The organism is Pseudoalteromonas sp. MMG033 (assembly GCF_057197785.1).
The window spans coordinates 469,438-491,995 of record NZ_JBXVAL010000002.1 but is presented as its reverse complement, the minus strand read 5'-3'; the positions used below and the strand labels follow the sequence as shown (position 1 = coordinate 491,995).

General features: G+C 39.0%; 19 protein-coding genes. 12 read left to right on the top strand and 7 right to left on the bottom strand.

What is annotated here, in order from left to right; all coding sequences use genetic code 11:
* Positions 1-8: 8 nt before the first annotated feature.
* From AC2CZC_RS23470 to AC2CZC_RS23460, 3 genes are all read left to right on the top strand, one after another.
* On the top strand, positions 9-1,361 hold the full coding sequence (locus AC2CZC_RS23470; protein ID WP_484585674.1) for a DUF1501 domain-containing protein: 1,353 nt from the start codon (positions 9-11) through the stop codon (positions 1,359-1,361).
* A gap of 551 nt (positions 1,362-1,912) precedes the next feature.
* Positions 1,913-3,901 (top strand): methyl-accepting chemotaxis protein, encoded by a 1,989-nt coding sequence (locus tag AC2CZC_RS23465; protein WP_484585673.1) that lies wholly within the window; start codon positions 1,913-1,915, stop codon positions 3,899-3,901.
* 176 nt (positions 3,902-4,077) lie between these two features.
* Positions 4,078-4,734, top strand: coding sequence for a DUF1826 domain-containing protein (locus AC2CZC_RS23460; protein ID WP_484585672.1), 657 nt, complete (start codon positions 4,078-4,080; stop codon positions 4,732-4,734).
* A 61-nt stretch (positions 4,735-4,795) separates the two neighbouring features.
* Here AC2CZC_RS23460 and AC2CZC_RS23455 read toward each other — a convergent pair whose 3' ends face one another.
* Positions 4,796-5,782, bottom strand: coding sequence for a hypothetical protein (locus AC2CZC_RS23455; RefSeq protein WP_484585671.1), 987 nt, complete (start codon positions 5,780-5,782; stop codon positions 4,796-4,798).
* A gap of 521 nt (positions 5,783-6,303) precedes the next feature.
* Between AC2CZC_RS23455 and AC2CZC_RS23450 the strand changes: the two genes are divergently transcribed.
* Positions 6,304-8,901 carry an ExeM/NucH family extracellular endonuclease gene (locus AC2CZC_RS23450; protein ID WP_484585670.1) on the top strand — a complete coding sequence of 866 codons (2,598 nt, stop codon included), beginning with the start codon at positions 6,304-6,306 and terminating at the stop codon, positions 8,899-8,901.
* A 30-nt stretch (positions 8,902-8,931) separates the two neighbouring features.
* Here AC2CZC_RS23450 and AC2CZC_RS23445 read toward each other — a convergent pair whose 3' ends face one another.
* Together AC2CZC_RS23445 and AC2CZC_RS23440 are read right to left on the bottom strand one after the other, a co-directional pair.
* On the bottom strand, positions 8,932-10,458 hold the full coding sequence (locus tag AC2CZC_RS23445) for a cytochrome-c peroxidase (RefSeq protein WP_484585669.1): 1,527 nt from the start codon (positions 10,456-10,458) through the stop codon (positions 8,932-8,934).
* 75 nt (positions 10,459-10,533) lie between these two features.
* Positions 10,534-11,136, bottom strand: coding sequence for a MarR family winged helix-turn-helix transcriptional regulator (locus tag AC2CZC_RS23440; protein WP_484585668.1), 603 nt, complete (start codon positions 11,134-11,136; stop codon positions 10,534-10,536).
* Between the two features lie 66 nt (positions 11,137-11,202).
* Here AC2CZC_RS23440 and AC2CZC_RS23435 point away from each other — a divergent pair, with 66 nt between their 5' ends.
* From AC2CZC_RS23435 to cydB, 4 genes are all read left to right on the top strand, one after another.
* Positions 11,203-11,796 carry a carboxymuconolactone decarboxylase family protein gene (locus AC2CZC_RS23435; protein ID WP_063362897.1) on the top strand — a complete coding sequence of 198 codons (594 nt, stop codon included), beginning with the start codon at positions 11,203-11,205 and terminating at the stop codon, positions 11,794-11,796.
* A 403-nt stretch (positions 11,797-12,199) separates the two neighbouring features.
* The gene (locus AC2CZC_RS23430) at positions 12,200-12,745 is read left to right on the top strand and encodes a GbsR/MarR family transcriptional regulator (RefSeq protein ID WP_063362896.1); all 546 of its coding nucleotides are present in this window, start codon (positions 12,200-12,202) and stop codon (positions 12,743-12,745) included.
* A 16-nt stretch (positions 12,746-12,761) separates the two neighbouring features.
* A complete protein-coding gene (locus tag AC2CZC_RS23425; protein ID WP_484585667.1) occupies positions 12,762-14,108 on the top strand; it encodes a cytochrome ubiquinol oxidase subunit I in 1,347 nt (448 codons plus the stop codon).
* On the top strand, positions 14,101-15,102 hold the full coding sequence (gene cydB / locus AC2CZC_RS23420; protein ID WP_484585666.1) for a cytochrome d ubiquinol oxidase subunit II: 1,002 nt from the start codon (positions 14,101-14,103) through the stop codon (positions 15,100-15,102). Before AC2CZC_RS23425 ends, cydB begins: the two co-directional genes overlap by 8 nt.
* A gap of 64 nt (positions 15,103-15,166) precedes the next feature.
* On the opposite strand, the gene AC2CZC_RS23415 is transcribed toward cydB, so the two are convergent.
* The gene (locus AC2CZC_RS23415; RefSeq protein WP_484585770.1) at positions 15,167-16,183 is read right to left on the bottom strand and encodes a lytic murein transglycosylase; all 1,017 of its coding nucleotides are present in this window, start codon (positions 16,181-16,183) and stop codon (positions 15,167-15,169) included.
* Positions 16,176-16,457 carry a YcgL domain-containing protein gene (locus AC2CZC_RS23410; RefSeq protein WP_484585665.1) on the bottom strand — a complete coding sequence of 94 codons (282 nt, stop codon included), beginning with the start codon at positions 16,455-16,457 and terminating at the stop codon, positions 16,176-16,178. Before AC2CZC_RS23410 ends, AC2CZC_RS23415 begins: the two co-directional genes overlap by 8 nt.
* Before the next feature lie 148 nt (positions 16,458-16,605).
* Between AC2CZC_RS23410 and minC the strand changes: the two genes are divergently transcribed.
* Genes minC through minE form a run of 3 tightly spaced genes read left to right on the top strand, consistent with a single transcriptional unit; the run spans position 16,606 to position 18,387 of the window.
* The gene (gene minC, locus AC2CZC_RS23405; RefSeq protein WP_484585664.1) at positions 16,606-17,307 is read left to right on the top strand and encodes a septum site-determining protein MinC; all 702 of its coding nucleotides are present in this window, start codon (positions 16,606-16,608) and stop codon (positions 17,305-17,307) included.
* A gap of 5 nt (positions 17,308-17,312) precedes the next feature.
* Positions 17,313-18,122: a septum site-determining protein MinD gene (gene minD / locus AC2CZC_RS23400; RefSeq protein ID WP_063362891.1), complete on the top strand. Its 810-nt coding sequence runs from the start codon at positions 17,313-17,315 to the stop codon at positions 18,120-18,122.
* Position 18,123: 1 nt separating this feature from the next.
* Positions 18,124-18,387 (top strand): cell division topological specificity factor MinE, encoded by a 264-nt coding sequence (gene minE, locus AC2CZC_RS23395; protein WP_039610476.1) that lies wholly within the window; start codon positions 18,124-18,126, stop codon positions 18,385-18,387.
* 68 nt (positions 18,388-18,455) lie between these two features.
* Here minE and AC2CZC_RS23390 read toward each other — a convergent pair whose 3' ends face one another.
* Both AC2CZC_RS23390 and AC2CZC_RS23385 read right to left on the bottom strand, forming a co-directional pair.
* Positions 18,456-18,959, bottom strand: coding sequence for a YcgN family cysteine cluster protein (locus tag AC2CZC_RS23390; protein ID WP_484585663.1), 504 nt, complete (start codon positions 18,957-18,959; stop codon positions 18,456-18,458).
* A 76-nt stretch (positions 18,960-19,035) separates the two neighbouring features.
* Entirely contained in the window at positions 19,036-21,015 is a 1,980-nt protein-coding gene (locus AC2CZC_RS23385) for a sensor histidine kinase (RefSeq protein ID WP_484585662.1), read from the bottom strand.
* A gap of 333 nt (positions 21,016-21,348) precedes the next feature.
* Here AC2CZC_RS23385 and AC2CZC_RS23380 point away from each other — a divergent pair, with 333 nt between their 5' ends.
* The gene (locus AC2CZC_RS23380) at positions 21,349-22,488 is read left to right on the top strand and encodes a Na/Pi symporter (RefSeq protein ID WP_237139586.1); all 1,140 of its coding nucleotides are present in this window, start codon (positions 21,349-21,351) and stop codon (positions 22,486-22,488) included.
* Positions 22,489-22,558 lie beyond the last annotated feature (70 nt).

The window sequence follows — 22,558 nt, the reverse complement described above, 5'->3', positions numbered from 1 at the left end:
TAATAACAATGAACAGACGAAATTTTATTAAAACAGCAAGTGCAGGTGTTGTTGCCTCTTCCATCATGAATATGGCTCAAGTATTGGCAAATACTCAAGTCGACTCAAATGAATATCGTGCATTGGTTTGTGTGTTTTTATTCGGTGGAATGGACAACCACGACACCATTATCCCCTATGACACGCAAAGTTATAACAAGTGGGCGAGCATCAGGCAGTCACTTTTGAATCAGTATGCCACTAAACGCGAAATAAGCACATTATTACCGATCACCACACCAAGCAGGTTTGGCTCTCGACAATTTGCTTTGCCTCCAGAAATGCCGTCGATTGCAGGGCTTTATCAGCAAGGTAAATTATCCGTTGTCGGCAACGTTGGCCCTTTGCTAGAAAACGTGAGTGCCACCAGCATTCGTAATGAGACAGCCAATCTGCCTTCGCGATTATTTTCACACAATGACCAGCAAAGTACGTGGATGTCTGGCAAAGCCGAAGGTGCACAGTATGGTTGGGCAGGAAAATTTTATGATGCGCTTATAAACCAAGGGAGTGTCCAATCTAATACATTTTCTGCAGTCACCACTGCTGGTGGAGAGCTTCTACTGACTGGAACGAATACAACCCCGTATCATGTAACAGATGGCAAAGCTGCGACAATACAAGCACTAGAGTTCTTTGAAGGCAATGACGCGGTTAACGCACACTTTAGCGCACTAGGTCACCAAACCAATAATCTACTCGAACAAGACCTTGCTTCGAAAATTGGTCAGTCCTTTGAAGCCAATAAAATGTTTAACCAAGCTATTTCATCTCAAACAGCAAGTGTTGGAGAGTTTCCCAAAACGGGGTTAGGCCGTCAGCTAGAGTCTGTTGCTAGGACATTGTCTGTGCGAGACCAGTTAGGAACTAATAGACAGATTTTTGTTGTCTCCATGGGTGGGTTTGATACTCATTCAGGTCAAGCGAAGAGCTTACCTAAATTGCAAAGTGCATTAGATGGCGCGCTTGGTGCATTTAATAGTGCGATGGAAAGTATGGGGCTGAGCAATAATGTAACCTTGTTCACAGCATCTGATTTTGGACGCACTTTAGCAATTAATGGAGACGGCACAGATCATGGTTGGGGTGCGCATCACTTTGTAATGGGCGGTGCAATCAATGGTGGCACCGTATTTGGTGATATTCCTCTTGCTGAGTTGAATCATGAGTTAGATGCGGGCAGTGGCCGATTGATCCCAACAATGTCTGTTGATCAGTATGGCGCGGCTTTAGGTAAATGGTTAGGAATATCTGATACCGAACTTGCGCAAGTTTTTCCGAACTTAAACAAGTTTGGTGCGAGCCCTGCCTTATTTGCGTAACAATATTTGTAGAAAGATATATGCGTCGTTTAGACAAGATTATTAAACGACGCAGCTATACTTAAGTAAAATATTACTGGATTAAGAAGATGATGAAAGTCGACAGCGGGAGCTTATTTCTAATTTTAATCATACTCCTTATCTGTATTTGCTTTATATATGGGAATAGGTATAAATCAAAACTTAAGAAGCAACCACCTAAATTAAATGATAAGGATAATAAGTAGATAGTGACTGACTATGAGTTCGGTACTTTGATTTAGTGTAGCGTGTTTATCTTTTTAGTTGTCTTATAGACACCTCATGCATTGAAACCATCTGTTTTTACTTATCCATAACCTTCTTGAAGGATGTTTGATTCGTTTATTCGATTCCCATTTAGGCACAAGCGAGTTGAGATTACTGCTCTATTTGGCTGTTTTAATCATTTTACGAATATTTTTATGATGAAACTTATATCGTTAGCGATTTTTTGACTATCTTTTAGGGTAAGGAACAATTATTGGCCATCTATTAGTGATTGGCATTAGGTTTACGCCCTGGAGAAATAAATGAATTTGCTAAAACGCTTATCCATTTTACAATTGACCGTTATTAGCTCTCTCGCCCTAATTCTTTTTATTTTTATCTTACTTGCAAAAGTGGCAACTCAGTACTGGCATGACTACACCTCTACAACACAAGACATTGAATACATTAAGCTATTAGATGCTATAGAAAAAATTGCTCATCATCATGCGGTTGAACGTGGCTTGTCAGCAGGTTACTTGGGTAATCCAAGCGCAGACAAAAAAAGGCTGGTTTCAGCTCAACGAACAAAAGCCGACAATGCTGAGAAAGTCGTGAGAGATCTATATTCTGGTCAGTTTAGGGACGACGAAAAAGTTAAAAAATGGCTTCCTTTTCTATTCAAAGAATTGAATGAGAAGCCTTCAATCAGGCGTGAAGTTGACAGCCAAAATGGCAAAAATGCATTTAAGTATTATAGCCATTTAAATCAGATAGCTATTGATACAGCAACGCGTATGCAAGCTTATATTAGCAACCGTGATTTAGCGTCAAAACTTTCTATCGCATTTTTACTCGCCAAAAGCAAAGAGCGTAAAGGACAATTACGAGGAAAAATTAACGGTGTGCTGTCGAAGAAGGCTATTAGTTCTCAGGTACGGGGTGAGCTTACTTACTATCAAACACAATTAGGTATATTAAAGGAGCAGTTAGAGACGTCTTTAGAAGGTGCGCAGCTTGAGGAATATCAAAGAGCCATGTCTGACTCCAGCGCCAAAGAACTTGACAGAGTCATTAACTATTTAATTGATGAAGACAACTCTGATTTTTCTACACTGATGTCAAGTAGTGATTGGTTTCCAAAAGCAACCAACCAAATTGTTGCTGTTAAAAAGATTCTCGACAAACAATGGCTTAAAACAGTCGATCACAGCGCTGCTGTTAAAAGTGACCTTGTTAGTCAAAGCTGGTTTATTACAATTTCGTTTGTGTTAGCAATGAGTGTGATTGCAGTCATAAACATGCATTTGGTGACATCACTCAAGCATGAGTTGCACCATTTAACTGACATCTTAGAAAAAGTTGCTAATGAAGGTGATTTGACCTTGGATGTGCGATTGAAAACCAGTGACGAGCTTGGACAAATATCTGAGTCTATTCATAACACAGTATATGCATTCAAAGATCTACTATTAGGGCTCTCAAAATCAATTAATGTCGGAACAGACTTAGGCGAGAAAATGGATAAGGCAGCAAGCCATGTTAACGAAGATGCACAGCGTACACAATCAATGGCATCGAGTATTGCTGCAGCGATTGAAGAAATGGCTGCAACCAGTGAAGAGATTGCACGTTCTGCTTCTGACACCCTGGCTGCAAGCGATCAATTGAACAATGAATCGCAAAAACTTCTTGAGGATAATCAACGAAACTTAGACGCCATGAATGCCCTATCCGAGCATATGGATATGGTTAATGAGATGGCTGCAAAAATGGAAAAGCAAGTTGCTGAAATCAACACTATTTTAGATTCAATCCGCAGTGTTGCAGATCAAACAAATCTACTGGCGCTCAATGCTGCAATCGAGGCTGCGAGAGCTGGTGAGCACGGAAGAGGTTTTGCTGTTGTGGCAGACGAAGTACGTGGACTTGCTAATAACAGTAAGGAGTCGTCTGAACAAATATCTTCGCTACTTAGTAATTTAAATGAAATCAGTCAAAGTGTTGTTAATGCCATTAAAGAGAATACTCAACTTGCTAGCGAGATAATGAGCGAAGTTGAGGAAACACGTCTTGTTTCTATGCAAGTTAGTGAGCACAGTAATAATGTTGAACAACTTACCACATCAGTTGCAACGGCTGCGCAGCAACAGTCAACGGTTGCACAAGATATTTCGACCAATACATCGGCTGTATTAGAAGCGGCAAACGATGAACTTGAAACATCCATTGCGCTTAAAGCACTTTTTGAGGACATGAAGTTGAACAGTGATACGCTGCAAAGAACGATGGATAATTTTAAGATTGACTAGCGCTCAATTCGCTTTTGAAATTTTAGGCTTTTGATATGTAGTTGGTTAAAGGCCTTTTCTATCTTAAGCCCCCACTAATAAAATTAATTCTTATTCTCAATTATTTTATGTAAACACTTTAATTGGGTTAAGTAAAATGATAGTGTTGCTACATTATCACATAACAATATGGTTTTATGAGCGTTAATTCAGAAGTAAGTGTCCCTGCCACAAGCACTAAATACCTCATTGATGACTCCGCGAGCATCCTTTCAAAAATTTATGAGCCAGATACGGCTTTAACTTGTTTTTGCAGCCCTGCAAACTGGGCTAAAAGTAATGCTGCAATTCATTATGTTAAAAAGGCATCAGATAACTATTTTCAGTATCAGGGTGCAATTGAGAGCGAGTTGTTTGAACGGGTGAAAAGTTTATTTTCTGCTACAACGCATGGTGATTTACTTTTTGAACATATCGAGTTAATGCTGTTGATGTTTCAAGAGCTATTTGAGCCGAAAGAGATTGGTCTGCGGATATTGCCATGCACTTATTCATTGAGCCCAGCTTTTCATTTTCAAAACGGTGTTGTAAAAATGATGTCGACACTAGGTGGCTCTGGAGAGAGGTGGATTGAAAAAGAGTATGTGAAATATCATCCTTTAGAAAAAAATCAGCTTGCGCCAGCAATAAAGGAACCCAGAGAGTGTGATGTTAATACACTTTGCAATGGTGATATAGCTCTTGTTAAGGGGAAAAACTGGCAAGATCAAGAACACAATGCGGCAGTTTGTTCATCCCCTGCTTTTGATACCAATGAATCAAAACTTTGTATTTATATTGATTATTTGAGCTAACCTGATAGTACAATACTATTTGAAAGAAGAGAGAACCTCTTCTTTCATATGTTACTTCTATTTATTTTGCTTGGCCTGTCCAGCTCCAACCCGGATACAATTTACCATTTACGTTCGCATTGTTCCCTATAATGATAGACAGTGGCTTATCTACCGCTTTCCAGTTATATGCTTTTGAATGTTCGAGTTCAAATACCACATTGCCCCAGAGTGAATATGGCCCAGCTACCGTTGATTCTTTGTAGGCTGCAAAGTGACTTTGCCCGCCCATCATGATTTCACCAGCTCGACTTTTGTTATTTATCTCTGCTGCACCTTTACTCCAAATCATCAATTGACTGATGTTACTTTTATTGTCGGCTAAAAAGTAGCCATTACCCGCCACTTGAACAGATTTAAAATGATTGCTATCAGTCGATTGCCCTGCAGACGTATCGTAGATTTCTAGCCTCATTTGATCTGTGTGCTTGTTGAATTCAACATATGAGCTGCCGTATACGCCAATAGAATTTCCAGACATATTTTTAAAGTACGCAGTGCTGTTGTCTGTAACTGAAAATTGCAAAAATGCAGCATCTTCAGCTGATTTTGCATTCGTGGTAACGTGGTCAAATTTTACCAAACTATTTGCTTTCAACTCAACAGCAGCCAAATCATTTGGTACATCAATGTTGATATTTTTTAGGACTAAATCACTAGCCTCCACTAAGACGGCGCTTTTTTGAGTATGTTCTTGATTATGCCTAATTCGAATTGACCCTGTACGCCCTTCGTCATTTTGAATTTCGAAATGGCTTTGTTCAATGCTAATTGGGCCATTACATACTCCAGAAATTGTAAATTGAACTGATTTGGCTGAATATGCTTGTGTCACCGCTTGACTAAGTGCTGTTGGATTTTCATTACAATCAATACTTAGATCAAGACGTTTTATAATCTCAGTATCATGAATGGAATTATTGTTCCCTACCTCGTGGGCAAATACGTGCTGGGTAGTCATTAACCCCAGAGGTAATAATGTTAATTTAATCAATTGATTAGTTTTCATTTAATCGTCCTTATATCAAATTTACTTTACATGTTGTTGCGCAACTAATACTTATTATTAGCCGTTATTCAAAGCTTGTTTCTAAGCTGTATCCATATTCAATTGATACCGCTTTTCTACAGCAGCTTTTAAGTTAGTCAAATTGTTTGACTATTAGACATTAACGTAAGAAAGCTTTTTCGGTCAAAATTTAATCGACAACTGAGGTGTAATAATTGTTATAAGGTATCATAAATTATTTTATTCATGATTTTGAAATATTAGATTAGATAGAGTTGTGTAGAATAGCGGTGTTCTGACAGATTTTTTGGATATGCCTTTTCAGGTACCGGTTGACATTATTTGTTAGCAACCATTAAAAATCACCGCTAAGTTGAATTAATCGCTTAGTAACAGCTTCAATAACATCAAATATTATATTAAAAAATCACATTAATATTACATTTGAAATATTTTTCATATAAAGTTGCATCCTTAATTACTAAATAATTCATTAAAAAACACGGTAAACGGAAATAACTATGTTCAAAAAATCCCTAATTGCTTCTGCGATTGCATGCTTCTTAATACCTGCTCATGCCGAAGTGCTCATATCTGAATATGTTGAAGGCAGCAGCTATAATAAAGCGATAGAAATCTATAATAATAATGAGACTGAGGTCGACTTAAAAAACTATCGTTTGCAGTTTTATTTCAATGGTAATACGACAGCAGGTACGAGTATTTCATTGGAAGGAATGCTTGCAGGCAAGCAAACACATGTTTTAGTGCATGCAAGGGCGAGTGAAGAACTACGTTTAAAGGCGCAGCAACAAAAAGATGGTAGCTGGTTTAATGGCGACGATGCGATTGTCTTGACTAATAACGGTGTCGTTGTTGATAGCATTGGCCAGATAGGCGTTGACCCAGGCTCTTCTTGGAGTGACCAAGGTGTTTCAACCAAGGATAAAACACTGATCCGTTTTGCATCAGTAGCGAGTGGCGATGTAGTAGCAGATGACGAGTTTGTACCTTCTGTTCAGTGGGAAGCGCTTCCTAAAGATGATTTTTCTAATATCGGGTTACACAACTCGACTGACCCAACTGAGCCACCAGCGCTTGAATGTGATTTAAACAACACATTAATCTCTACGATACAGGGCGAAGATGCACAAAGCCCATTAGTTGGTGAACAAGTTGAAATACAAGGTGTCGTTACAGCTTCTTTAGTAGGTGATGACCAAATGAAGGGCTTCTTTATACAAGAAGAGACGTTGGAGCAGGATGATAACCCGCTTACGTCAGAAGGCATATTTGTCTCCTATCAAGATATTTCTATCGAAGAAGGTCAAGTATTGAAACTTGCAGGCACAGTGAGAGAGTCTTATGGCCAAACTCAAATCTCTAGCGTTACAGGCTTTACTTCTTGTGGTACTGATGCGGTGTCTAGCACAGATATCACGATTCCAACTGAGTTAGGCCTTGAAGCTTATGAGGGCATGTTTGTAAACATCACAAATGAACTCGTAGTAAACGATACATATGGCTTAAAGCGATACGGTGAAGTTAAACTAGGATCTGAGCGTTTATTCCAAGGCACTCAAGTAGCACTGCCTGGTCAAGCGGCTAATGAAATCGAGCGTTTAAATGCAACGAAAGAAATTACACTTGATGACGGATCATCTCAACAAAATCCAGAGGTGATCCCCTACCCTTCACCAGAATTGGATGCATATAATACGTTGCGTCTTGGAGATAAGGTATCAAGTATTGAAGGTGTAATTGGGTATGGATTCTCGCAATACCGTATTCATCCTACGGTTACACCAAATTTCATTTCAGATAATCCTAGAACAGACGCGCCTGAAATTGAAAAGCAAGGAAACTTGAGGCTGGCGAGTATGAATGTTTTGAACTTCTTTAATGGCGATGGTTTAGGTGGTGGATTCCCAACTGAACGTGGTGCAGACTCTTTAGAGGAATTTGAACGTCAAAAAGCTAAACTTATCTCAGCCATTATTAAGCTTGATGCTGATGTTATAGGTTTATTAGAGTTGGAAAATGATGGCTTTGGCGAGCATTCAGCCATCGCAGAGCTAGCAGACGTGTTAACTAACGCGGATAGCAACAACACCTATGATTACGTTGATTTTGGTTCTGATAATGTGGGTACTGATGCCATCATGTCAGGGATTATTTACCGTACTAACAAGGTGAAGGAAGTTGGCACACCTGCATTTACAGACGCAGTTCCTTTTGACTATGGCAATAGACCACCTGTCGTGCAAAGTTTTGAGGATATATCTACGACAGATGTATTCAACGTTGTTGTAGCGCATTTACGTTCTAAAGGAAGCTGTAGTAAGGCGGAAGGTCTAGATCAAGATCAAAGTGATGGACAAGGCTGCTGGAACCAAACACGTGTTACGGCTGTAAACGAGCTTCATGCGTGGTTATCTAGCAATCCTACGTCTGTTGTCGATGAAGATACGGTTATATTAGGTGATTTTAATGCTTATAACATGGAAGACCCAATTAGCCAGATGACAACCAATGGTTACGCTAACTTACGTAATGTGATTAATGGCGATGTTTCAAGCTATTCTTATGTTTTCAAGGGCCGTTTGGGTAGTCTTGACCATGCTTTTGCAAGCGATTCTATGATGCAAAAAGTACTTGGTGTGGCGGATTGGCATATTAATGCAGATGAACCTGTTGCGCTCGATTACAATACTGAATACAAATCAGAAAAGCATCAACAGTCTTTATACGCCGAACATGCCTACCGTTCATCAGATCATGATCCAATTGTTATCGACATACAAACGCAAGACCCTTACCCTGTTATTGAAGGTACAATTGATAATATTTACGGTTGGTTTTGGTGGCAGCGCACTTCTATTGAAGTACCAGAGGGTTATAGTAATTTAGAGGTGAAAATCGAAGGGTACGGAGAAGCGGATCTATATTTAAGACACAATAAAAAGCCAAGATATCACAGATTTGATTGTCGACCTTACTTATGGGGAAGTAATGAATCTTGTATCATCGATAACGCGAAGCCGGGCATTTGGCACATTGGGTTACGTGGGTTTTTACCATATAGAGATGTAAAGTTGTCTTATAAAATCTCAAAATAAGAGAATAAAAAGGTGGCTTAGCCACCTTTTTTAACTCAATCCTAAAATTGCTTTTTCTACTTTTAATCTTAAGTTGTCAGGATCTGGTGATTTAGTCGCTGGTTCAAACTTTCTTACACAGCGATGATCTTTGGCACATCTATCTGTCAGTGCTTTTAAAAACTGTACAAGGTCATCTTGTTGGTTTGCATCTAATGGCGGTGCAACAAATGGTGATAGCTGAAGTAAAGCGAGTGCTTGTTGGCTGTTATTTTGGGCATTGTTGTTAAGAGTTTCACAACTTGCATCGTTTTTGAATTGGCTCAGGCCGCACGCTCCACCTTTCGAAAAAAAGTTATTAATGGCGTCAGCTGGGTTAACATAGTGTGCAACCACCTCCTCAAGTGTCTCATAAGCGCCTGAATGGCCATAAGGTGCTGTCAGTTCAACATTGAGTAAGCTGGGTACTTTGAACGCAAATATATTACGTTGCTGTGGATCAATATTAAAACGCCCGTGGTCTATGTTTTGATCACCTGTGCCAATACCAAATTGGGGAAATGCCAGATTAAAGAAACCGTCATTGCTAAAACGAGTACCACCATGACAATTTACGCACCCTGCTCCTCCATCACTAATTTGAGAAAAGAATAAATTGGCACCGCGTTTTTGTGCTTGTGATAGTGAATTGAAATCGCCTTTCAGATATGCGCTCCAAGGAGAATTAATCAGGTTTACTGAAGATTGATATTGTCCAAGTGCAAGCGCAATGCTATCAAAGGTGATGAGTGATTCGGCATTATCTGTACTATTAAATGCACGTCTGAACTCGTTAAGCCAATTATTTTGTTCTAAGTCGCCTTTGCCACTACCATAGTCTCCGAGTCGTTCGGCCAAATGTTCACGAACGGACTGGTTATTAAAAGCATTTTCAAATGCGGCTCCTCGCATTTCTTCAACTGATGTCACGGGGAAACGTGAAAGCGCGTCAACTAAGTCATTGCCTACATCAAGATCAGGCACACCAAATCCTGAGTCCGGAGTACTAATCACTTCTTGCTCGTTCCCTTGGTTATCTGTGATGGTAAATCGCTCAACTCTTCCGTCCCAGAATAGACTTGAGTTTGATAATCCGACGTTAAAAATAGTCGGTGAGTTTCTTGGTATATTGATGGTATCTGATGTGAGTCTCAGTGGGCCAATAATATCTGGGTCAACAGCATTTGTCCCTATTGGAAAAGATAGGCCGTCTGCGCCGCCTATCCTTGGATGATGGCAGCTTGCACATGCAACGGTTTTTTCGCCGCCAAGCGCTTTACTAAAGAATAATTTCATCCCCAGTTGTGAAACAGGGTGATCGAGTCTTGGTAGACTTGATATATCGGGAATAGTTGCTTTCAAGTTTTGTTGAATAACGATTTCTTGAAGTCGAATATCAGCTTCAGTTTGAATTTTAACGATTTGCTTTTTGTTGTTAGGGTGTTTTTTAGGTTCATGTGTTGGTTTAGCACAGAGATGGTAACTGGAGAGGGAAAGCAAAGCTAACACTCCCAAGTTGGATATATTTTTTAGTTTCATATTTTCGCCCCTTCATTTACTAACCTTTAGCTTGGTCAGTAAATGTGCAAAAAATATGTTTAGATTTAGTTCAATTTAGGTTTGTTTATTTGTTCTGTTGTTCCACCTAACTATTTCTTTATGATCTCTAGTCACTGAATCGCCCTCTAATTCGCATTGTTTCACCTCGTTAGCCAGTACATTTTCAGCACTTAGCTCTAACTTTTGCAGCAAAGCACTCAAAGTCGCTTGTTCTTTTTCAGTGAAGCTCTCTAATAATCTCTCTTCTCTTTGTTTCAGATGCGCAGTTATTTTACTGTAGATATCAACTCCTTCATTTGTTAATTCAACAGGTTTACTACGAGTATTTGGTTGTACCTTTGCGTATTGAGCCAAGTCTTTTTTTATTAAAGCCGTGATAGCGCGTGTTGTTGAATAAGGGTCGAGCCTAGTTTGATAAGCAATATCTGACGCTGTTATTGGTCCATAAGAACCTATATTAATTAAAATTCTGAGCTCTCTGGTATCGCAGTCTGTGAGGTTACGAATAATAGGGTCTCTGGATATTGATAAGAGATTGCTCACCACTGCGACTTGAAATGGAATATGTGTCTCGAGTGCAAGTTCACTGTCATGTTTTTTAGAAAAGCTTTCTAATCTGTTTTTTAATGCATTTTGATACGAAATTTCACTAGACAATTAGAATCTCCAGAGTTATGTTATGTTGCATATGCAACAAATAATAATATTCAACAGGAGCTGATTATGCCCTTAGTTACCCCACTTTCTCAAGATCACGATCAGGAAGTTACTGAGCTCGCGAAGTTTTTTAATGAAACATTAGGCTTTTGTCCTAATAGTGTCCTTACAATGCAGATTAGGCCTGCAATTGCACGCGCTTTCATTAATTTAAATAAAGCGGTTATGGAAAATCATGGTCGAGTAACTTCTGAGTTAAAAAGGTTAGTTGGATACATCACCAGTGCAAATACAGGTTGCCGCTATTGCGAAGCGCACACTATTCTTGCGGCTCAACGCTATGGTGGTACAGATTCACGTCTAGCGCAGATTTGGCAATTCCGTGAATCGGATGTATTTACAGCTGGTGAAAAAGCTGCATTTGAATTTGCCCTTGCTGCATCGAGCGTACCTAACGCAGTTGATAATACAATTGAATCAGAACTCAAAAAGTATTGGGATGATGGAGAAATAGTTGAAATTCTTGGTGTTATTTCGTTATTTGGCTATTTAAACCGCTGGAATGACTCCATGGGCACATCTTTAGAGTCTGGTGCAATTGATGCTGGAGAGACACTTTTAAAACAAAACAACTGGGAAGTTGGAAAACATCAGTCTTAAACCTACCTTTACATCTCAACTACCAAAGGCTTTTTCGTAAGATAAAGCCTTTTTATATTAGTCTTTTAAATTAAATGACGTGTTCAACATCTGTGCTTGAATGTGAAATTCTAGCTATTTTAAACCTTCATTTTGGCATTCCGATTAATTGTAAATAGCGAATTTGAACAGTTTTAGTTCGAAAGTTTCATTATTTACCAAAACTTTTAAAACTTTTTACTCAAGCGATATACAAACAGTTCAAAACAGACTAGATTACAGTCTGGCTTTAGGTACTGACTCCATTATTTTAGATTTAAAAATAGAGGCTTTTTAAAGTTTCAGAAAAAACTGAAACTTTACTTGATCTGAGTCAGTTATCTTTGTATATTTAACTTTCAATAATTACTGAACGTTTAGAATTATGAATTTATCACCAAAAATCGAAAACTTCGTGCTCCATTGCGGTGAAATGGGCAGTCGTTGGGGATTTAATAGAACAATTGGGCAAATGGTCGGGTTACTCGTTATTAATGAACACCCACTTACTGCAAACCAAATTGCAGAAGCTCTAAAGATTTCCCGTGGCAATGTAAGTATGGGGATCAAAGAGTTGCAATCATGGCAATTAGTCAAAGTTCATCATATTCCTGGCGATAGAAAAGAATATTATGCGCCGAACGGTACTATCTGGGATCTTGCGAATAAAGTGTTTGAAGAAAGACGCAAGCGAGAAATTGACCCTACTCTGACATTATTACGTGACCAAATATTGGATACCGCGAATACGCCAGAAGAAAAGTACGCTCAGGAGCAAATGCAATCCATACATGATCTTTTAGAAACAGTGACTAAATGGTCAGCTGAATTGCAGAGGTTGACACCTGAACAATTGCAATCATTGATGAAGCTAGGCTCGTCTGTTAGTAAGGTGATCGACCTCAAGGATAAGTTATTGAAAAAGTCGTAACTAACAGAGGTGTGTCATGCTTGATACCTTATTGCTGTCGCGAATTCAGTTCGCGACGAATATAAGCTTCCATATACTTTTCCCGACCATATCCATTGCACTTGCATGGTTCTTGGTTTTTTTTAAAGTCAGATATGTTCAAACTAAGCAGCCCGTTTGGCTCCGGGCTTATCGGTTTTGGGTTAAAATTTTTGCCCTCACCTTCGCCTTAGGTGTTGTCAGTGGTATTACCATGTCGTTTCAATTTGGCACAAATTGGCCGGGTTTTATGGAACGGATTGGTAATATTGCAGGCCCCTTGTTGGGATATGAAGTTCTGACTGCTTTCTTTATGGAGGCGACCTTTTTAGGGGTCATGTTATTTGGTATGAAGCGTGTCAGCCCCGCTGTACACACTTTTTCTACAGTGGTTGTAGCCATAGGCACAACGATTTCTGCTTTTTGGATATTGTCTCTAAACAGCTGGATGCAAACGCCGGTTGGTTACGAGATTATTGATGGAGTATTCTATCCCAAGGACTGGTTTACTATCATTTTTAACCCTTCTTTTGGTTATCGTTTGTCACACATGCTATTGGCTTCTGGGATCACGGCTTCATTTCTGATAGCCGGGATCAGTGCTTATCGGTTATTAAAGAATGATCATAAACATGCGCCAAAATTAACGCTTAAAGTGGCACTAACAGTGGCTATGGTGTTGGCTCCGTTACAAGCTTTTGTCGGTGATTTGCATGGTTTAAATACTTTTGAGCATCAACCGCAAAAAGTGGCTGCAATGGAGGGGGTTTGGGAGACTGAAAAAGGGGCACCTTTGTTACTATTCGCAGCCCCGGACGAGATCAACAGAACGAACCATTTTGAATTAGCCATTCCAAATTTAGCGAGTTTAATTCTAACTCATGAACTAGATGGCGAAATTAAAGGCCTTAATGAATTTGAAGGGGCACACCCGCCCGTCAAGCCTGTATTTTACGGATTTCGAGTTATGGTTGGGCTCGGCTTACTGATGATCTTAGTAGCAGCTGTGACGAGAGTCACTTTATGGAAACATAAGAATTTACCCGCTTGGCAGCTCAAATTACTCGTCGTTATGACTTTCTCTGGTTGGGTCGCCACATTGGCTGGTTGGTATGTGACAGAAATTGGCCGACAGCCCTATATGGTCCAAGGGTTAGTTAGAATTGATGAGTTGGTTACACAAGTCCCTTCTGAGCATGTGCTTTATACTTTGATTGGTTATCTGTGCGTTTATGCACTGCTTTTGAGTGCTTATATCAAAACACTTTTCTATACAGCTGATAAAGCTGTCGAAGTTGAAGAATATGAGCTTAACCCCCCAATGCGAGGTGAAAACTATGCTTAGTAGTGAATTTTTGGCGCAGTTTTATGGTGCACTTATGGCATTGGCTATCTTGGTTTATGCAGTGCTAGATGGATATGATTTAGGGGTTGGCATTTTGCTGCCTCTTAAAGAAAAAGAACAAGCTGATACCATGATAGCTTCCATTGGCCCGTTTTGGGATGCGAATGAAACCTGGCTTGTACTTGCTGTCGGTTTGGCTTTGATTGCATTTCCTATGGCGCATTCAGTTATTCTACAGGCCTTATATCTCCCAGTCGCTTTAATGCTACTTGGTTTAATTCTAAGAGGTGTCGCATTTGATTTTCGTGCTAAAGCAAAAACAAAATATCAAGATGCATGGGACGTTAGTTTTAAAGTTGGTAGTATTATTACTGCGTTTGCGCAAGGCTTCATGCTGGGTCTATACGTCATGTCTTTTGAGCAGAGCATGCAAAGTTATGCATTCGCAATGTTGAGCGGTTTTGGTGTAATTGCTGCTTATGCACTCATAGGTTCTGCTTGGTTGATTATGAAAACCAATGGTCAACTTCAAAAAAATGCCATAGTCTGGTGCACAAAGTCCAATCTTATTGCTGCAATTGGTGTGATTTCAATATCCATTGTGAATCCATTAATCAACGATTTCGTCGCGTCAAAATGGTTTAACATAAACGAGTCTTTACTGTTATTGCCTATCCCTATTTTATGCTTAGCTCTGTTTGTGTTGCTCCACTGCTCTCTTACACGTTATTCAAGTGTCGACAATATTAAAAAGAGCTGGGCGCCATTTGCTATTGCGACTTGCATATTTTTATTATGTTTTTTAGGTTTGCTTAACAGTTTTTACCCTTATGTTGTACCAAACCAACTGACTATTTATGAGTCTCTTGCAGACCCTTCAGCACTGACATTTATGCTTTATGGTGTTGTGATGGTGGTTCCGGCAATTATTGGATATACATTGTTTTCTTATCGTGTGTTTTGGGGAAAAACACAGGCGTTATCTTATTACTAATTTTCATTCATTAGCCCAACAAAAAGGCAGCCTATCAGCTGCCTTTTTTATGCCAAATACTTAACTAAATTTTTGGATAGCCTATTCTATCTGAAAGGTAACCTACGCTTGTTACAAAATAATAGCTACGGTTCCAATTCATCAGCGCTTTGTAATTATCATACGCTAAATACATTCTGCCATTAATGTCATCTGGCATGACGAGTGCGGCATTAATATTAACATTTGGCAAATCGGTGCCGTCTGTACGTCTTACACCGAGCTCTTGCCAGTCTGATAAAGAGCGCTCTGAGTTATTGAAAAACTCAAGCCATTGACTGTGATTTTTAGTGCCTCTTTGTAACACGTAGTTTTCAGAAAAGCCTTCTGGAAGCTTAACTTGTCTTCCCCACGTTAAGTTGTTATTCCAACCAACACTTTTAAGGTAATTAGCGATTGAAGCAAAGGCATCTTCTTTTGTTGTCCAAATATCCTTTCGACCATCTTTATTGTAATCAACTGCATAGGCATTGAAAGAGGTAGGCATAAACTGGGTTTGACCCATTGCGCCAGCCCATGAGCCTTTAAACTTGTCTAAGCCGATATGTCTATCACGTAAAATATCAAGAGCAGCCCATAGTTGACGTTTGTATAAGGCTTCGCGTCTGCCATCGAACGCCAAAGTTACCAATGAACTAATAACTGGATAGCCGCCTTGTACTCTACCAAAACTACTTTCCAGGCCCCAAAGCGCGATAATGAAACGGCCTTGAACACCGAAATCACGTTCAATTTGATCTAACAGTTCTTTGTTTTCTTGATATAGTTTTCTAGCGCGTTTGACTTTCCAATCGGGTACACGCTTTGGCAAATATGTTTCAAGTGTTTCTACGATTTCTGGCTGTGTTTTGTCTGCTTTTATTACTTTCTTTTTAAACTTCGCAGTTGCAAAAGCAGAGTCTATTAATGATTGTTCGTACCCTTTAGCAACGGCTTCTGATTTTAGTTTTTGAACGTATTTATCAAAGTCGGCTTGCGTCGTTGCACTGACTGACGCTGAAAAACACAGAGATGTAAGTATAACTTTTAAAGTCTTAGTCACTCTTTGCTCCATTTCGTTTTTTAAATTCATCCAGAAGGTTTTCCTCTGGAGGTGGAATTTGCAAGTAAAACCCTTGTTCGGTTAATTTTTCCTTAACCGTACTTAAATCTGCAACCCCAAGTTTCTCTCTTCTGGCAAGATCAACTAACATTACAAATATTGGGGTACCAAAAGTGCTCATCAAAGGCTCAGGAACATTGCTGAAATCGTCTCTTTTTTCAACAAAAAGGTAGGTGTCGGCTTTTTTACTACTTTTGTATATTGCACTTAGCATTATAACCCTATAAATTCTTGCTTATCTTAGAGCAGCACTATACCATGACATATATAATAATTGGAAAGTTTTGCTGCTCTCAAACGTACACAGTACGGGGTCAAAATAAGATTTAATAAAGAGTACGCAGTTATATTTTTGAGCGCTTATGTCTACACAATCTTTCGAACTCAAAGGGAACCTTTTCACGTTATCTGTATTACAGCTTTTAGATGCTGACTTAAGCATTGTAAAAGCGCAGTTGAGTGAAAAAATATCTCAGGCGCCTAAGTTTTTTAAAGGTGCACCTATTGTAATAAATCTGGCCGAAGTTCAAGACGAGCCTTTGGTTCTCTCAGATTTAAAGTCTATCTTAAGTGAGCTATCACTCAACCCTGTTGGTATTTGCAACGGCAACGACGAGCATAACGAGACTGCTAAGTCCTTAGGTATGTCTGTTTTGAATTATACAAAAGACGTTGCACCAAGCGTTTCTAGTAATACGAAAACGGAAGTTGTCGAAAAACATGTTTATGTGCCTGCTCAAGTGGTAAACGGAACAGTGAGGTCCGGTCAACAAATATACGCAAAAGACAGGGATTTGATTATTATGGGTGCCGTTAGCCACGGTGCAGAAGTCATAGCTGACGGGAATATTCATATTTATGGAACATTGCGGGGCCGTGCAATTGCTGGTGCACAAGGTAATGATTCTGCGAGTATTTACTGTCAAAAATTGGAAGCTGAACTAGTATCAGTTAATGGTAGCTACTGGATCAGCGATTCCCTCCAGGGGGAATTTTGGGGCAATCCTTGTAAGATTACTCAAACAAACGAATCTTTAGAATTAACAGCATTGGTCAAAGGATAAATCTAATGGCAAAAATTATTGTCGTAACTTCCGGTAAAGGTGGTGTAGGAAAAACTACATCGAGTGCAGCAATCGGTACGGGGTTAGCATTAAAAGGCTATAAAACAGCCATCATCGATTTTGATATTGGCCTGAGAAACCTTGACTTGATCATGGGGTGCGAGCGTCGCGTGGTTTATGATTTTGTAAATGTCATCAACGGCGAAGCCAATTTAAATCAAGCGCTCATTAAAGACAAAAGAGTCGAAAAGTTATTTATTCTTCCTGCGTCTCAGACACGTGATAAAGACGCACTTACGCGTGAAGGTGTAGAAAAAGTCTTAAATGAGTTAAAAGAAGACTTTGATTTTATCATTTGTGATTCCCCAGCTGGAATTGAAGCAGGCGCTATGATGGCGCTATATTTTGCCGATGAAGCAATCGTTACTACAAACCCTGAGGTTTCATCTGTAAGAGACTCAGATAGAATTTTAGGTATCTTACAAAGTAAGTCAAAAAGAGCTGAAGAAGGTGCTTCACCGGTTAAAGAGCATTTGTTGCTTACTCGTTATAACCCAGAACGCGTTGCGACTGGTGAAATGTTATCAGTAGAAGATGTACAAGAAATTTTAGCGATTGACCTGCTTGGTGTGATACCTGAATCCAAGTCCGTACTTAACGCTTCTAACTCTGGTCAGCCTGTTATTTTAGACACAGAGTCTGATGCAGGCCAAGCGTACAGTGATGCTATTGACAGATTACTGGGTGAAATTATCGACTTTAGATTTCTAAATGTTGAAAAGAAAGGTCTACTGAAAAGAATTTTCGGAGGTTAACTTGTCTTTACTTGACTATTTCCGTTCAGAAAAAAAGAACAGTGCCTCATTGGCAAAAGAGCGTTTACAGATCATCGTTGCTCATGAACGTTCTAAGCGCGGTACGCCTGATTACCTTCCACAGCTTAAGCAAGATATTCTGGAAGTAATCAGTAAGTATGTAAAAGTAGACTCAGATGCGGTAAATGTTCAGTTTGAACAAAACGAAGATGATTTAGCAGTACTTGAGCTAAACGTTACTTTACCTGAAGACGAGCAAAAATAATTAAAAAGCCCATGATATGTGTATCATGGGCTTTTTAATATACTTATGTTTACATGAGTATATTTATTTTAATCGCAATCAAATTCAGGCCATTCAACTATATGCGCTTCGAACTCTTCCTCAAGGTCTACTTCAGTTTCTTTTACAACCTTGCCTTTGATGCTAACGTTCAAACCATGCATTAGCTCTTTTGAACCATTGTTTTTTAACGGATGCCAAGATGCAAGTCCCCTGCCCTCATGAAGTCGACGGTAGCTGCATGATTGTGGCATAAAGAAAATGTCTTTAAGATTATCTTTGGTCAATTGGACACAGGTTGGTACGAGTGTTTGTCGCTCGCTGTAACGCGTACACCCGCCAGTTTGAATATCGCTGTACTGACAAATTACGTCTGTATAAAGAAGCTCTTCTCCATCTCTTAATACATCTGTACTTTCAAAGTGTTCATCTTCATCATCACTATTGATAAAAGAATGGAGGCAGCATTTGCCGCACCCATCACAAATAGATTCCCACTCTTCAATGCTCATGTCCGATAAAGACTTAGCTTCCCAAAATTCTAAACTGCTCATAATTAACGCCCAAAAAACTGAACGAGGGATTTTACTGTATAGTCAGTTATAGCGCAAAGAGTTAAAAACGAGATGTTTAACTCACTCTTTCTGTGTTCAATGTCAATTCATTGTTCATCGGCAGTGAGATTTCAATACAGAGGCCGCCAAGCAAACTATTATGTGATTCTATTTGACCGTTATGTGACTCGACAATTTTCTTACAAACGGCTAAACCCATTCCTTTGCCGCCCATTAATGTACTTCTAGAAATTTCTTCGCGAAATAGCGGCTGGAACAATTGTTGATGGGCTTCATATGATAATGGCATGCCGGAATCTTCAATTCTTATTATCAGACTGTCATTTTCTATATATGTGTTGAGTGAAATTTCTACTCCTTCACCGCCAAACCTCAGTGCGTTTTTAACAACTTCACAGATTGCATTTTCAATGGTTTGTTTATCTAGGGTAACAACTAGCGAACTATCTAATTTGTTTGTAATGGTGAATTTTGATGTTTTAGGATCACCCTCACCAATACAAGTTTGAAATACCTCGTTTATGTAGACACGCGCATTGGTTGGCTTTTTGTTTAGCAAAGAGGCAATATCTTTATCATCTGTCACTAGCATGAGTTGGTCAATAAATGTATTTAACTCATCAATTTTACTCATTAGCTTGTTATATGAGTCTTGAACATTGTCGACTATATTGTATTGTAACGATTCAACTTGGATTTTCATTACTGTAAGTGGTGTTCTTAACTCATGTGACAGATCAGTAAATAGCTTTTCTTCTTTTTCTTTAAGTTTTTCTTCTTTGTAGCTAACTTCTCTGTGCTTGGTATTTACAGTTTGGTTTAGCGCATGAACTTGATGTTGTAGTTGATTTAACAGCCTTGACTGTAGAGATTTATGCTGTAAAGCCAATGCTATGGTAAACAATAGGACTTCGATTAGATATCCAATTTTGATAAATGATGTGATATCAAAAACATCAATAAAATTACCATAGCTAGCGCCTAAAATAGTAAATATATTTAAAAACAATAAATGGTTAATCAAACTAAATGTAAAGGTACGCATACCTGGGCCTTTTTGCTTGATGCTCCAAGAACAGGTGTAAACAAAGACTGGGATGACTAGCGTACTTAATATAAGGTTGAAATAGACAGTATTTAATAACAATGCTGTAGGTACTGTGATTGTGTAAAGTGCAATGAATGCAACATAAACCTTGTTTAGCGCTGGGTGGTAATGCTTTAGCTGTAAAAACCCTCTAACAAAGAGTAAATGAAATAGTGGGACTGTGGCCATTAAAAATATTGAAAACTGACCTGAAAATGCATTGTGTGAAGGCCAGAAATATTGAAAACTGAACCCCGCAGTATCAACGACAATTAAGAAGAACAAAAAGGTCCATGCCGCATAAAAAACATTTGTGCTATTTCGATTAAAAAACAAATTTACTAATACGATTAATAAAATTGCGGCGACAACACCTGTTAGGCTGGCATTGGTTATCAAGCTTTTGTGGGATTCTTTAAGGTAGTTTTCAGGTGTATGTATTTGTAAATTTGCTGGCGCATTTGCAAATGTCTGATATTCGATAAGAAAGATGTTTTCACCAATATCCATATTTAAAGGGATATACATTTGCGGGTCTTGAACTGGACGTTTGCTGAAAGGATCAGACTCATCTAAGTTGAAAAGGTCTTGCCAGCCAGTTGGCAGTTTTTTATATACAGATAATTTTGCGAGGCGAGGAAAGCCAAATGACATTTTCCAGTCTTTAACATTACTTTGATTATCAAGTTTTATATATGCCCACTTCGAGTAAATGCTTATCTTAGGCTTTTTGTTGATATCGTTGATAGTTCTAAAGTGATATGAATGACGCTCGAAATCAAAGGCGCTGCGAAATTCTCCATCGTAGTCGAGGTAAAACATCGCTGCATTATTTAAAGAGAGAGCCTGAGTGTTTGGTTTTATTGTTGTTGGCTCTATATTTATCAATGGACTAGCAATGATTGGTGTACAAAAAAAACACAGCAGTACCAGTAAAAAACAACGCATTACTTATTCTCTTCATTCTTTTAGTCAAATTTTAGCCTTCAATCATGTAGCAAATATGGAGGCTGAGAATGATTTCTGTTTAACTTAAAGTGCAATGTAAAAGATTGTAACACATTTAATTTTGATAAAAACACAATAAAACAACTAGATAGCTTAATCAAATGGGTATTATGCATCGTCCTCATTGATTTAGGACATTAATCAGTAATGGTTTCTAGGTACAATTATCACGACTGAAATATTTCTGTCATATTTGTTTGTTTAAATGCGTCCTGAAACAAAAACGTCATCAAAGTGCCATAAAGAATGGCATTGACATAACGAGATAAATCAATGAGTGAATATAGCCAAAAGTCATTACCATCAAAGTTACTAACCTGGGGTGCAATTGCATTTCTTGTTTATTTAGTGCTAGTTGCCGTAGGTACAGTTAGTGGTGGTTTTAAACTTGCTTCCGGCGGTTCTGAAGGTGCGAAAGAAATTTTCGCGTTTGCTACTAATCCATTTGTTGCGCTTTTATTAGGTGCACTTGCTACAGCCTTAGTTCAATCATCATCTACTGTAACGTCTGTTATAGTGGGTTTAGTTGCTGGTGGTCTTCCTCTGCAAATTGCAATTCCTATGATCATGGGCGCAAATATTGGTACAACTATCACTAATACGCTTGTATCAATCGGACACATTCGCTCTAAAGAAGAATTCCAAAGAGCTTTTGCTGCATCTACAGTACACGATTTCTTCAATTTATTCGCGGTAGCTATCTTCTTACCACTAGAAATCATGTTCGGTCTATTAGAAAAGTTTTCAGCAAGTCTTGCACATCTTTTTGTTGGCGATGCAGATTTATCTATCAAGAGCTATAACTTCATTAAGCCTTTGGTTAAGCCTGCTGTTGGTGTAGTTAAAGATTCAGTCAGTTTCCTTGATGGCAAAGCTGCTGGTATTGCAATGGTTGTAATCGGTATTGCACTTATTTTATTCGCTGTAACAACGCTAGGTAAGCTACTTAAACAAGCACTTGTTGGTAAAGCAAAGGACCTTCTACACGGTGCAATCGGTCGTGGTCCAGTTGCAGGTATCAGCTCAGGTGCAGTTGTAACGGTAATGGTTCAGTCTTCATCTACAACAACAAGTTTAATGATTCCACTAGCTGGTAGCGGCGTATTCACGACTCGTCAAATCTACCCATTCACTTTAGGTGCTAATATTGGTACTACTATCACTGCCCTTCTTGCTGCAACGTCTATCACAGGCCCAGCAGGTGAAGTAGCGTTAACAGTTGCGCTAGTGCATGTAATGTTCAATGTATTCGCTGTAGGCTTAATCTATGGCCTGCCACTACTTCGCGAAATCCCAATCAAGTGCGCTGAAAAGCTTGCTGAGGTGGGTGCTAAGAACAAGACAGCAGCGTTCGGATATGTACTTGGTTCATTCTTCGTAGTACCTGGTCTTATCATGCTAGCTGTTCGTTAAGCACAAGCATACAAGCACAAGCCTCGGCAACCATGATGGTTGTCGAGGTTTTGTTCATATTAATGCAATA